The organism is Lactococcus sp. AK05, from assembly GCF_041026685.1.
Classification (GTDB): Bacteria; Bacillota; Bacilli; order Lactobacillales; family Streptococcaceae; genus Lactococcus; species Lactococcus lactis.
Genome location: NZ_JBFTEI010000003.1, coordinates 158,451 through 172,356, shown reverse-complemented (window position 1 = coordinate 172,356; position 13,906 = coordinate 158,451). Strand labels below are relative to the sequence as shown.

The following is a 13,906-nucleotide window of genomic DNA, read 5'->3' as shown; positions in this document are numbered from 1 at the left end:
GCTAATTATTATAAGATTTAACTGATAAATGTTCAGATTGTCATCTTTATTTTACAACAATATTAACTAATTTATTTGGAACAGCAATTACTTTGACCACGTTTTTACCTTCAAGAGCCTCAGCAACTGATTCACGACCAATTTTTTCAAGTTCTTCACGCGCTAAATCTTTAGCAATTTTAATTTTTGCTTTTAATTTACCATTAATTTGAACAACAATTTCAACTTCTGATTCAATTAATTTGCTTTCGTCAAATGTTGGCCAAGCAACATAAGAAATTCCAGCTTCATTACCTAATTTTACCCAAAGTTCTTCAGCAATATGTGGTGCAAATGGCGCCAAAAGTTGGACAAAGCCATTAGCGTATTCTAACGGTAAAGCTTTTGCTTTATTAACTGCATTAACAAAAATCATTAATTGGGAAATTGCAGTGTTAAAGTACATCAAGTCCAAACGCTCAGTAACATTTTTCACTGTTTCATTGTAAACTTTGTCCAACTCTCCATTATTTTCAGCTTTAATCTCTGAATTCTCAATCATTCGAACAGCTCGGTCTAGGAATTTACGAGCCCCTTCAAGGCCTTCTTCTGACCATGGAATACTTGCATCAAGTGGACCCATGAACATTTCATAAACACGTAAAGTATCAGCTCCATAATGTTCAACAACATCATCAGGATTAACAACATTTTTAAGAGATTTAGACATTTTAGCAGGAGCTTGTTCAAGGGCTTCACCTGTTTCCATATGGTAAAAGCCACCATCACGTTTTTCAACCTTATCAGTTGCAACCAAGGCCCCACGATGATCACGATAAGAGGTTCCGAGAATCATTCCTTGGTTAAAGAGTTTTTGGAAAGGTTCTTTAGTTGGAACAACTCCTAAATCATAAAGCACTTTATGCCAGAAACGAGCGTAAAGTAAGTGAAGAACAGCATGTTCAGCCCCTCCCACATAGATATCAACTGGCAACCATTCTTTGAGAAGTTCTGGGTCTGCCAAAGCTTCGCTATTATTTGGGTCAATATAGCGAAGGTAATACCAACTTGAACCTGCCCATTGTGGCATTGTATTAGTTTCACGGCGACCTTTTAGGCCATCTGCGCGTGTGACTTCCAACCAATCTGTCAAGTTAGCTAAAGGAGACTCACCAGTTCCTGACGGTTTGATATCAGAGGTTACTGGTAAAACAAGAGGAAGTTCATCTTCTGAGAGCGCTGTTGATGTGCCATCTTCCCAATGAATAATTGGAATTGGTTCACCCCAGTAACGTTGACGACTAAAGAGCCAGTCACGCAAGCGGTAAGTGATTTTCTTTTTCCCAATTTTCTTTTCTTCTAAAAATTCAATGGCTTTTTCAATCGCTTGTGCTTTGTCAAGTCCATTCAAAAATTCTGAATTAATATGAGGGCCATCTTCTGTATAAACAGCTTCTTCTACATTTCCACCTTCAACAACAGGCAAAATTTCAAGTCCATAGACCTTAGCAAATTCCCAGTCACGTTCGTCGTGAGCAGGAACTGCCATAACAGCACCATGTCCATAAGAAGCAAGAACATAATCTGCAACCCAAATTGGTATTTTACGGCCATTAATTGGGTTAATCGCGTAAGCTCCGGTAAATGCTCCAGTTTTTTCTTTAGAAAGGTCTGTACGGGCTAAATCAGATTTCAAGCTCGCTTTGCGACGGTATTCAGCAACAGCTTCTTTTTGCTCAGGTGTCGTAATAGCATCAACTAAATCATGTTCAGGTGCAAGCACCGCATAAGTTGCCCCAAAAAGGGTATCAGGACGAGTCGTAAAGACTTCAAATGATTTGTCAGTTCCTGCAACTTCAAAAGTCACATCTGCTCCTACTGATTTCCCTATCCAATTCCGTTGCATTTCTTTGACTGATTCAGGCCAATCCACTTCTTCAAGGTCTTCAAGTAAACGTTCCGCATAAGCTGTAATTTTAAGCATCCATTGGCGCATTGGTTTACGAACAACAGGATACCCCCCGCGTTCAGAAGTTCCGTCTGGAAGCACTTCTTCATTGGCAATAGCCGTTCCGAGTTCTTCAACCCAGTTAACAGCTACTTCTGCTTCATAAGCTAAACCTTTTTCATAAAGTTTAGTAAAAATCCACTGTGTCCATTTATAAAAATTAGGGTCAGTTGTATTAACTTCACGTTCCCAGTCATAACTAAAACCTAAGCTATTGATTTGACGTTTAAAGTTAGCAATATTTTCAGCTGTAAATTCTGCTGGGTCATTTCCTGTATCCATTGCATATTGTTCAGCAGGTAAACCAAAGGCATCCCAGCCCATTGGATGAAGAACATTGAACCCTTGAGCGCGTTTGTAACGGCTCAAAATATCAGTTGCAGTATAACCTTCGGGGTGTCCAACGTGAAGTCCTGCACCAGATGGATAAGGGAACATGTCTAGAGCATAAAATTTTGGTTTATTTTTATCTGTTCCTGTACGGAAAGTTTTGTTATCCGCCCAGTATTTTTGCCATTTGGCTTCTATTTCTTGATGATTGTATTCCATATTAAAGATTTGAGTTCAATTTTATTAAACTCAGTTCCTTTCTCATAATATTGCTAATGTAAATTGTCTTTTATAATAAATTATAAGCGAGAGTTAGGTCACTTCCTGAAAGCTGTAAGCCATATTTTTGCTCATATTTTTTGATTTTATTAATCAGCGTATTTCGATGAACATAAAGTATTTTTGCTGCTTTCGTTTGATTGCTACTTGCTTTATACATTGCTTCAACTAGTTTTTGGTCTTCAGGATTTTCTAATAATTCTTTACGGATTTCTTGTAAAATTCTATTTTCTGATAGATTTAGACTTTCTGATAAAATGTATTCACTAAAAGTTTGCTGACTTTCAAAAATTTTGTATTCTTCAGAATATACTTCAGAGAGTTTATTTTTCTCGACAAAACGGCCAACATAAGCCGTCACCTCTTCACCCATATCTTGCGAAAGGGTTTGAAAAATATCAAAAAGTTCTGAGTTTGTGGGACTATCAGTTGAAAATGCTTCTATCACAATTTTTTCTTCCCCAATGCTTTTTACAAAATCAGGTAAAAGTAGCTTTAAAGTATTTTCCAATTCTTCAAAATTATTTCCTGAAAATTGTAAAATACGATAGCGGCCATTAGGAAGTTTATCAGTCTTCAATTTTCTGTCAGTAAAAATCAATTCTGTCAGTAACTTTTCTCGCTCTGTCAGTTGACTGGAGTCAACTTTCTCGTAAAGTTTTCTAATTTTTTCTAGTTCCATTTTTTAAAAAAGCGACCTCTGGTCGCTTGAAGTCTTATCCTAAATCCACTTTGAATTCCAACAATTACTAGTTTAGATTTGTTCTGAAGGAAGATGTAATTCAAAGAGTGGTGACAATGGACGGCGTTCGTGAATACGAATAATCGCATCAGCAAGCAAGTGAGCAATTGAAAGTTGAACAATTTTTTCACTTTGACGTTCTTCTGGCATTTCAATAGTATCCAAAACAACGAGTTTAGTAATTGCTGAATTATTAATTCTCTCGATAGCTGGTCCTGAAAGTACGGCATGAGTACATGAAGCGTAGACTTCTGTTGCACCAAGTTCTTTAAGGGCATTGGCCGCTAAAGTAATTGTTCCGGCCGTATCAATCATGTCATCAATCAAGATACATTTTTTCCCTTGAACATCACCGATGATATTCATAATTTCTGCCACATTGGCACGAGGACGACGTTTATCAATGATAGCAAGTGGGGCTTTCAAGAAGTTTGCTAACTTGCGCGCACGTCCTACTCCACCATGGTCAGGCGAAACGACAACGATATCATCACCAGCAGAAACCAATTGACGACGGAAATATTCAGCAATCAATGGTGAACCCATAAGGTGGTCAACTGGAATGTTGAAGAATCCTTGAATTTGTGGTGCATGAAGGTCGAAAGTAATTAGACGGTCGGCACCAGCAATTTGAAGCATGTTTGCTACGAGTTTTGATGTGATTGGTTCACGAGCACGAGCTTTACGGTCTTGGCGAGCATAACCATAGTAAGGTAAGACAATGTTAATTGATGCAGCAGAGGCACGACGCAATGCATCCATCATAATCAAGAGTTCCATCAAGTTATCATTGACAGGGTCACTTGTTGATTGGAGGATAAACACATGATCACCACGAACTGATTCGTCAATATGAACGACAGTTTCGCCATCCGAATGTGCACCAACACTTACTTTTCCAAGCTCAATTCCAATTTCTTTAGCCACTTTTTGGGCTAATTCGTGGTTAGAAGAGAGCGAAAACAACTTCAAATTTGAATACGACATGAAGAGCCTTTCTTTAATTCCTACAGAACATAGCAGTTCTATTTTATGTAATTCTATTTTACATTAAATTCTCAATTTTTTCAAACGCTCATCGGCTTTATTTTAATGGAACCGTTGACAAGTAAAAAAAGCATTGCCCAAACTGAACAAAACTTTTTTACTTCTTATTTTATATTTTATAAAAGCTCTTTGAAAAGCCCTCTGACGAAAAATTCTTCATCAAAATCTTGTAAATCATTAAGCTTTTCACCTAAACCAATCAATTTAACTGGAATTTTAAGACTTTGAACGATTGACAAGACAATCCCACCTTTGGCCGAACCGTCAAGTTTGGTCAGAGCGATTCCTGTAATTGGAGTTACTGCTGAAAATTCTTTGGCTTGTTGAATGGCATTTTGGCCTGTTGTTGCATCAAGTGCCAAAATCGTTTCATGCGGAGCATCTGGAATTTCTCGTTTAATCACTTTACCAATTTTTTCCAGCTCTTTCATCAGGTTATCTTTATTTTGCAAACGACCTGCAGTATCCACAAGTAAAATATCATAATTTTCAGCTTTAGCTTTTGCGAGAGCGTCAAAAACGACTGCCGCTGGATCTGAACCAGCTGGTTTTGTGACTACTTCAACGCCTGAACGATTTCCCCATTCAACTAATTGGTCAATAGCACCTGCCCGGAAAGTATCCGCAGCTGCTAAGAGTACTTTTTTGCCTTCATTTTTATAGCGAGCAGCTAATTTACCAATGGTCGTTGTTTTACCAACACCATTTACCCCAACAAAAAGGAAAACACTTAATCCATCCGTTTGGATATCCAATTTTGTCGGTAATTTTTCACCGTCAAACTTATCAACAATTTTTTCAATAATCAATTGACGCAAGTCATCTGTTGATTTAGCATTAACTAATTTAGCTTCCTTGCGCAATTCTTCAGTCACTTCCATTGCCAAATCCACACCGACATCTGACATAATTAAAGTTTCTTCAAGTTCTTCAAAGAATTCTTCATCAACTGTCCGGAAGTTAGCAAAAAGTTCATTAAAGCCGTCAGAAAAAGTCTTACGAGTTAAAGTTAATGACTGTTCATATTTTTTCTCAGTTTCTTCGCGTGATTGAGTGAAAATATTAGCCAGAGCATCAATATCAATGACAATCTCTTCTTCCTCATCTTCGTCAGTAACTTTTTTCTCAGTCACTTCTGTAGTTTCAGAGATTACTTTTTCGTCAGTAATTTTTTCTAATTTTTCATCATTTTCTGGTTTAACAATTTGTTCATCAGTAACTTCTACTTCAACCTTTTCAGAAATAATAGGTTCATTTTCACTGACAGGTTCATCCGTAATTTCTGGCTCAACATCAATCATTTTACTGACAGACTCGTCAGTAACTTTTTCTACTTTTACTGGCTCTTCATTTACCTCAGGCCGTTTAGTAGTTTCATTTTCTTTTTCATTCTTGACTGGTTCAGTGATTTCACTAGATTGATTTTCACTGACAGGCACATCATGATTAGTTTCTTCTTGTTTCTTCTTTCCGAAGAGTCGGTCAAAAAGTCCCATATTTTCTCCTTAATAAAATATCACATTTTGATGATGAAGTTCATTCATAAAGTGAAAGATTTTAATTTAATTTTTTTCTTAAAAATGCAAGCCCTAAAACAAGGACTCCAACGGCTGAAAAATCGATTACCTTTGAAAGCAAAACGAAAGCCGTGGTCTCTACAAGAAAGGCTAATAAAATGACTGACAAAGCATGAAAAATAAAAACCAAGCCCATAAAAAGAGTCATTATTAACATTTTTCTGTGATTTTCACCCTCGCTAGCAAGCTCTAAAAGCGGTCGATTTAGAAGGACTGACAGTAAAAAAATCGTTCCAATAGCAGCCGTTAAAATCGGGTGCCAGAGCTTGAAAGCAAGATTATTTCCATGCGTCAGATAAACAGCTAAGAGTGAAATTAAAAAACCAATAATTGCCACTAAAGAAACAGGATTTAACTCTTTTTTTCTAATTAAAGACCAGAGCATATGAACAACTGGAAAGGCTGTTGCAATTCCTAAAGCTAAAGTGTCTGAATTCCCAAGCATTTTTAAAAACAAATAGGCAATAACTGGTAAAATAATCGCAAAAATTAAACTCGGCAAATACTTTTTTAGTTGAACTTCATCTTTCATTATTAGTCCTTAGAGTACATATTTTTCAATAATATGAGCAACAGCATGTTGGTCATTAGTTAAATCAGAAATAATTCTTGCTTCTTCTTTAACAGCTGGGACAGCATTTGCCATAGCAACACCATATCCTGCCCAAGAAATCATTGATAAATCGTTTGCTTCATCTCCCATGGCCATTACATTTTCTGGTTTTAAGTTTAACTGATTGATCAATTGTGTCAAACCATAAGCTTTATTAATTCCTTTTGGCATAAATTCTAAAAGCTTCGCTTGAGTTTTAAAAATCTCAAATTGGTCAAAATAAGATTCAGGAATTTTATCAAGACTAGCGTCCAACAATTCTTTTTCTGTACAAGAAACAATCTTATTATAAACCACATCAAGTGGAACTTGATCAAAATCAACTTTGATAAAAGTTAAAAGCTTATTTAAAGTGTCATATTGCGAATCAATTTTACTTTTCGTCATATAAACTTTTTCCTCACTCAAAACATCGCAAGGAATGCCAAGATTTGAAGTCAATTCTTTAATTTCTAAAATTTCATCATGTGAAAAACTTTTTTTAGATAAGATTTGCCCCGTATTTCTTTGGACCAGACCACCATTAAAGGTAATTGAAAAATCTTCAAAATCAAGCATTTCTAACGTTTTGAGAAAGGGTTGAATTGCAATCAAAGGACGCCCCGTTGTTAAAACAACATGGACCCCTTTTTGTCTTGCTGCATTAATAGCCAGACGATTTTCTTTTGAAATTTCTTTTGAAGAGTTGAGTAAGGTCCCATCCAAATCTAGGGCAATGAGTTTAATTTCTTTATTCATTGTTTAATTATAGCACACTGTATCATTCAGGTTCAATAATGCTCACTAAAGTCGGATTGCAGAATTAAACATTAACTAATATTTTTAGATTATTTATGAAAATATTTGACAAATCTAAATCTTTTGATTACACTTAGAATAATTAAAAAAACGAGGTCCAATAAATGACTTATTTACAAGCTTCTCTTAACTTGTTGTTGAAGGAGGGCTCACACTAGCTAATTTAAGCTAAATGTGTGAGTCCTCTTTGACGTTAGTTATTAACGAGGACGAAGAGACGTCCTCAGGACGTCTTTTTTTAATGTTTTATTATCAATTTATTAGTCAATAAAAGAGAGACGTCTCTGCTTATTGATTTAGAAAGCTAGGAATTATCGTTGGAAACTAATCAATCCTTAAAGAAAAAAATGGCCGCACGCCATATTACTATGATTGCTCTTGGTGGAGCAATTGGTGCTGGTCTTTTCAAAGGAAGCTCATCAGCCATTGCTGCCGCTGGTCCCTCCGTCTTAATCGCTTATTTTATCGGAGGAATCGTTCTTTATTTTGTAATGAAGAGTTTAGAAAAGCTTGTTCTAAGTTCAAAAGATCCACACGGCTTGTCCGGACTTGTTCAGCCTTATCTGGGCAATCATACGGCTGATTTTACGGACTGGGTTTATTGGTCAATGTGGATGATTAATATCATTGCTGAGGCTGTTGCTGCTGCAAGTTTTTTGCAGCTCTGGTTTGCTAATGTTCCCACTTGGGTTTTTGTCTTGATTATTGCCCTTTTAACTTCCCTTATTAACTTATTCTCAGTTGCTCTCTTTGCTGAGACAGAATACTGGTTGGCATTTATTAAAATTAGTGTTGTTATTTTGTTGATTATTTTTGGTGTTTTTCTTGTGGCAAAACAAATTTTTGATACTAATCTAGTAACTACTTTCTCTGGAATGACCGCTCATGGTGGCTTTGCTCCTCATGGCTTTAAAGGAGTCATTAATTCTTTATTAATTGTTATCTATTCGTATGGTGGTTCTGAATTAATTGCTATTACAGTTAGTGAAACAGAAGATCCTAAAAGAGCCATTCCTAAAGCCATTCGCGGTGTAATCGGTCGAATTATTTCATTTTATATTATTCCGATGTTCTTACTTCTTGTAATTTATAACTGGCAAACATTGGCTACTTCTTCAATGAGTCCTTTTGTGATGGTCTTTAATAAAATGCATATTCCTTTTGCTGGCGATATTGTCAACTTGATTATCATTCTTGCCCTCTTCTCATCAATTAATTCCGGAATCTATGCGTCATCTCGCCTTTTGTATTTCCGTTTAAAAAATCGTCAAGGTAAAATGGCACAAAGAATGGCTCATTTAAATAAACATCATGTTCCTCAAAGAGCAGTAATTTTCTGTTCAGGTACACTTTATATCGGTGTTGTTCTTTCTTATTTTGTCGGTGATCGTTTGTTTAATTACTTGGCTGGTTCCCTTTCTTACACTGTTTTAGCCGTTTGGATTTTAATTAGTCTCGCTGGTTTTGGTCTTTCTCTTAAAACAAAATCATTATCCGGTAGAACAATGAGTCTCTTAGCACTGATTGCTCTCTTTCTCATACTGATTGGTATTTTATTTACTAATCCAATCGGTGTGACTGTTTTGACTGCAATTCTTTATTTCATCATCTTTATCAGTTATCGAAAAAAGAATGATTCTGTCAGTAATTTAAACTAATAAAAAAGACTTGATAATTAATCAAGTCTTTTTATTTTTACTGACAGAATTATCTGTCAGTATTTTTTTGCTCAAAAGATTTTTGAACAAAATAACCAGAAAGCCAAATTGCAAATAGAATTCCTAACATTCCTAAAAGCATGGCGGCAACTTCAGCCATTAGTAATTTTGAATTAAAAATATCAGCCAAGCGATAATTTAATCGTACAAACCAAAGAATTAGACCTACAGTTGCTCCCAAAACTCCAAAAAAGAGGGTATTGACAGCTGTTCCCAAAATTTGTTGAGATATGATTTCTCTTTGATTTTTGAATTGGTCAAGGCTCATGTTTTCATCCTGCTCAACAACTTCTGAAAGGCTAGCTGCTAAAGCCATCGCTGATTCTGCTACCGCTCCAAGCATGGAAATAACCATGACTACAATGGCTACATTTGAAAAATTAAGCCCCACATTTAATGACAGATTTTCCAATTCATCAACATCTTCTGTGGCAAATCCCTGAAATTGACCAAAATGTTGAATGATTAAAGCAAGAATGAGCAAAGATAAAACGACAATGATACTCGTTTTAAAAGCAATCAATGTGACTTCACTTTCATCAGCAGACATAAAGATAGCTATTGCCAAAATAATTACTGACAGAACTATCAGAACTGCTATTGCATTAAATCCCCAAGAGATTAAAGTAATTAACACAAAAATAGCAATAAAGTTAAAGGTCAAACCAATTAAATTTCGTAAGCCATCTTTTTTGGCAACGATAAGCATCAATAAAATCAGTAAAATTAATAGGATTAAGAGTGCATTCATAAAGAACTCTCCTTTCCTTGATGATTTCTAGTCAAAGCAAAACTTGTGAAAACAGCGGTAATTGGCACAGCTAACACGATTCCAATGGCCGAAATAATTGTTTGTAATAACCCAAGATTAAGACCAACCGTTGCAATATAAGACCAAGAATTTCCATTTCTCAATAATAAAAGCGTCATCGGCAAAGTTTCCGCCATGAAAATCATGAACAAAACATTTGTCAAAGTTCCAATGAGCTCTTGCCCAATTGAAATTCCTGATTTAATGTAATCTTTTCTGACCATATTTATTTTGTTCAATTTATTTTGTCTAGCCATACCAAAAAGCCCTGCAACAATATCACCTGTACCATCCATGATTGCCCCTAAAACTGAAATCATTGTCCCAACAAAGAAAAACTCTGATGGATTTTGGGTGACATAGTCCAAATATTCAAAATGAATACCCGAATTCCCTGTCATTTTTAGAACGAATAAAACAATTGAAAAAGTTAAAGCAGTGGTTAATACGGTAGTTATAAAAGTATAGAGCATCTGTTTTGTGGGTCCCAAGACAAATAAAAGGGAGGAAGCTGCAAAAATTACTGACAGAAGCCCAAATAGCAAAATGACAGGTGGATTAAATTCAACGTTAAGGGCGATGACAATCACAAAGTAAAGAAGATTTAAGACCAGAGATAAGAAAAGAAAAATTGAAGCCCTAAATCGTTCAAAACTAATGACAAAACCAATAAATAAAACGAGTAGTCCAACAATTAGTGCATCCCTTTTTAAGGTCACAATTTGATAATTTCCCGATATTTTCTTTAAAATTACTTGCTGACCAACACGATAAATTTGTCCTGTTGTTTGAGAGAGAGTTGTTGTGTTTTTTAAATTTAAATTGCCAGGCTCTGCTCCTTTTGCATTGAGGACTTTTATTGACAATTCTTGCGTGACTTGACGGTCTTTATTTTGAAAATCATCACTCACTTCGTGACTACTTATCATTTTGGCAACCGTAATTTTGCCAACTGGCGCCTCGTACAAAAATTGGTCATGACTCACAAGAAAAAATGCAACAATAGCAAAGATTATGGGAAGTAGCATTTTCTTGAATATCCATTTTATATTCATAACTTTCCTTTTTTCATCGACTAAAACAATGAATTTTAGTCCTATTTTTTTATGACAAATCAAAAGACGACAAAACTGCCGTCTTTTTTATTAGGCTTTTAAATCACTGACTTTATCAGAATGTTCTATCGTATCATGCAAAGTTGCTAAAGCTTCTTTAGACTTTCCAAAAGTGAAGAATTGATAACGTTTGCCAGCATAAGAAAATCCAAAACCAAATTTAGTTGTTTTTACGGCTGTGATATATTTCAATTCAATTGTTTTCATTCGCACTCGGGGGAAAGTTGTAAAGTGAAGCTCGTCATCAGCAATGAAGAAACGGTGTGGCCAAATCAAAGTGATAAAGATAATATATGAAACAATCGCCAAAATAGTCAAAAACCAGTTGCCTTCTTTATTAAATTCATAAAAAAGTGTTCGCTCAAAGCTTAAAATGATGATGCCCCAGAGCAAAACTAATCGATGATTAAGTGACACTGGCAGAAAATATCCTGTTTTCATTGGTTCCTCTCTTAATATAAAGTGCTGACCAGCCTCAAAATTAGATCAACTCATTTTGAAGCATTTTGTCATTAACTTATCTTATTTTTATTAATCTTTCACCTTTGGTGAATCTTGTCCTTTTTCAACTTCTGGAATTTCAACCGAATAATCTGGTAAAGTTGATTTTCCTTGATTTTGACTAAGTAAACTATTTGATCTAGCTGCTAAATCTTCATTTTCTTTCTTCAATCGCTTCTCGGTTGCCTTGACCGAATAGTTATAATCTTTAGGGTCAACAGCTTTAAAGCCTTCTGGCGTATAGAACCTGAGGAGATTTTGATTATTTAATTTATCAGATGCTTTCAAGAGTTCCGAAACTTTTTGTTTGGTTTCTTTAACATATTGTTCTTGCTGAGCATTAAGTTTTTCAATCTGCAAGCCAGTTTGAGTATCATAATAGTTTCCATTCAAACTTGGTTGAGTAATGGTTGGAGTAACAAATCCACCATTTCTTAGAGCAACAAAGTCTTGACGACCAGAAGCAAACATATCTTGACCAAACTGTATATATTTTTTCGTATCAATCCCTAGTAAATGCTCAAGGGTTGGCATGACATCAAGTTGTCCAACATAAGTATTGATGATATGACCATTTGTTTGTCCAGGAATATCTACCATGAATGGTGTTCTTTGTAACATTGTACTATCGTAACTATTGAAAGTATCAGCATTATAGCCAACATAAGGAGCAAATGCCTTATTATCACTACCAGAAATTCCGTAGTGGTCACCATATAACACAATAATTGATTTATCATATAAGCCAGATTTTTTCAAATAATCATAAAATTGTTGAACTGCTTGGTCTAAGTAATGAGCCGTTTCAAAGTAACCGTCAACTAATTTATTCCCTGAATCAACAGTTGCAAAGTTCGGATCTTTGTCTTCATCATCCATTGTATATGTTAAGTGATTTGTAACTGTCAAATACTTAACATAGAAAGGTTGTTGCATTTGTTCAAGCAATGGTACAGAATCACGGAAGAGTAATTTATCTTTAATTCCCCAAGGACTCATATTTGATGCGGAATTATCAAAGAAACTTTGGTCAAAGAAGTTTTGATAACCCATTTGTTTGTATGTATTCAATCGATTATAGAAAGCACCAACGTTCCCATGAACCACAGCTGAACTATAACCATCGGTTTGATTCAAAATAGCCGGCATTGCTTGGAAAGTTTGGGTTGAACCATATTTGGCAAAAAGTGAGCCAGCTGGTAAACCAAATGTTGATGTTTCCAGTAGATTTTCGGCATCAGAAGTTTTTCCTTGTCCAACCTGATTGAAGAAATTACTGAATGAATAAGTCGAATTTGAATGATAGATTGAATTGAGGAAAGGCGTAACAACATGTTCTTTTCCATCTGTTCCTTTAATTTTCAAATCAATCAATGCTTGTTGGAAAGATTCCAAATGAATCTCAATAACATTGCGGTTTTTAGCAATTCCATACATCTTCAAGTTTGGTGCTAAATAACGATTTGAAGCAATGTATTTTTGAATTTCTTGCAAGCTTTCTTTGCTAGCATCTTTCCGTTGCGTATTTGCTAAATTCGTATAATAACCGTCTGTTAACATCCATGGGCCTAAGCCAAGATATCGAACAATATAAGTTTTATCTGATTGGGCCTTACGCAAAATCAATTGGTGTTTATTAAAATCTCCAAACCAGAAATTCAAACCGAACAAAGCCAAGCCCATTGAAAGATAAGTAAATGCTCTTTTCGCACCAACCGGTCGTTGGTCGAATTTCATTTTTTTAGCAATCAATAAAACAATAATGACTACAAGGTCAATCCAATAAACCCAGTCCATCAAATGAACAGGCACCGAACCAAAATCAAAACCATGTTGGAACATTCCGGCCCCACCAGTCATCGTATCAATCGTGATGAAATCGGTGAATTCTCGATAATAGAGAATATTAAGATAGAGCAAAAAGTTTGCAGCTATCGTTAAGACCAGTGTCGCTAAATAGAAAAGCGAAGTTCTTCTAATAAAGAGTAAAACAGCAAAACAAATAGCTGTAAAACCAATTGGGTTAATAATCATCAGCAATAATTCTGCTGGACCAACTCCGCGAAGATTAAAAACTCCGAAGTAGGCAATCATCGATTTTACCCATACAAAAAATACAATAAAACTAAGCAAACCAACACGTGTGTTGAAAGCAGATAGTAATTTTTTCAATTTATTATCCCCAGAAAATATACTCATTCTTCCTTAATTTAAAGAAAAACTGCAGTCAATTCATTAATATAAAACTTATTAATGAATACGAAAAACGCCAATTTCATTATTTTTTTAATTAATGAAATTTTTTAAATTCATGTTTTTGTTGCTTAAATTATACGACTTTCCTTATTTTTAGGCAAATCATATACCAAGCCATAAATTAGGCAGTCC

The 13,906-nt window shown here is 35.2% G+C and carries 11 protein-coding genes; 1 reads left to right on the top strand and 10 read right to left on the bottom strand.

Annotated features, from left to right (window positions below):
- Window positions 1–46 precede the first annotated feature (46 nt).
- The 6 genes from leuS to AB6B24_RS07940 form a co-directional block, all read right to left on the bottom strand.
- Window positions 47–2,536 carry a leucine--tRNA ligase gene (gene leuS, locus AB6B24_RS07965; RefSeq protein WP_311802410.1) on the bottom strand — a complete coding sequence of 830 codons (2,490 nt, stop codon included), beginning with the start codon at window positions 2,534–2,536 and terminating at the stop codon, window positions 47–49.
- A 70-nt stretch (window positions 2,537–2,606) separates the two neighbouring features.
- Complete coding sequence (locus AB6B24_RS07960) at window positions 2,607–3,278, bottom strand: helix-turn-helix domain-containing protein (protein WP_095586811.1); 672 nt, start codon at window positions 3,276–3,278, stop codon at window positions 2,607–2,609.
- A 72-nt stretch (window positions 3,279–3,350) separates the two neighbouring features.
- The gene (locus AB6B24_RS07955) at window positions 3,351–4,325 is read right to left on the bottom strand and encodes a ribose-phosphate diphosphokinase (protein ID WP_011835531.1); all 975 of its coding nucleotides are present in this window, start codon (window positions 4,323–4,325) and stop codon (window positions 3,351–3,353) included.
- A gap of 176 nt (window positions 4,326–4,501) precedes the next feature.
- A complete protein-coding gene (ftsY, locus tag AB6B24_RS07950; RefSeq protein ID WP_311802409.1) occupies window positions 4,502–5,881 on the bottom strand; it encodes a signal recognition particle-docking protein FtsY in 1,380 nt (459 codons plus the stop codon).
- Between the two features lie 61 nt (window positions 5,882–5,942).
- Window positions 5,943–6,494: a hypothetical protein gene (locus AB6B24_RS07945; RefSeq protein ID WP_153241879.1), complete on the bottom strand. Its 552-nt coding sequence runs from the start codon at window positions 6,492–6,494 to the stop codon at window positions 5,943–5,945.
- Between the two features lie 9 nt (window positions 6,495–6,503).
- A complete protein-coding gene (locus AB6B24_RS07940) occupies window positions 6,504–7,313 on the bottom strand; it encodes a Cof-type HAD-IIB family hydrolase (RefSeq protein ID WP_011835534.1) in 810 nt (269 codons plus the stop codon).
- 377 nt (window positions 7,314–7,690) lie between these two features.
- Here AB6B24_RS07940 and AB6B24_RS07935 point away from each other — a divergent pair, with 377 nt between their 5' ends.
- Window positions 7,691–9,031: an amino acid permease gene (locus AB6B24_RS07935; protein WP_047206542.1), complete on the top strand. Its 1,341-nt coding sequence runs from the start codon at window positions 7,691–7,693 to the stop codon at window positions 9,029–9,031.
- A gap of 49 nt (window positions 9,032–9,080) precedes the next feature.
- Here the strand turns inward: AB6B24_RS07935 and AB6B24_RS07930 are convergent, their stop codons facing one another.
- The 4 genes from AB6B24_RS07930 to AB6B24_RS07915 all read right to left on the bottom strand — a co-directional run bounded on the left by AB6B24_RS07930 (window position 9,081) and on the right by AB6B24_RS07915 (window position 13,717).
- Window positions 9,081–9,842 (bottom strand): YibE/F family protein, encoded by a 762-nt coding sequence (locus AB6B24_RS07930; protein WP_260311674.1) that lies wholly within the window; start codon window positions 9,840–9,842, stop codon window positions 9,081–9,083.
- The gene (locus AB6B24_RS07925) at window positions 9,839–10,957 is read right to left on the bottom strand and encodes a YibE/F family protein (RefSeq protein WP_311802408.1); all 1,119 of its coding nucleotides are present in this window, start codon (window positions 10,955–10,957) and stop codon (window positions 9,839–9,841) included. Before AB6B24_RS07925 ends, AB6B24_RS07930 begins: the two co-directional genes overlap by 4 nt.
- A 90-nt stretch (window positions 10,958–11,047) precedes the next feature.
- Complete coding sequence (locus AB6B24_RS07920) at window positions 11,048–11,458, bottom strand: EbsA family protein (protein ID WP_003132556.1); 411 nt, start codon at window positions 11,456–11,458, stop codon at window positions 11,048–11,050.
- Between the two features lie 90 nt (window positions 11,459–11,548).
- A complete protein-coding gene (locus AB6B24_RS07915; protein ID WP_311802407.1) occupies window positions 11,549–13,717 on the bottom strand; it encodes an LTA synthase family protein in 2,169 nt (722 codons plus the stop codon).
- Window positions 13,718–13,906 lie beyond the last annotated feature (189 nt).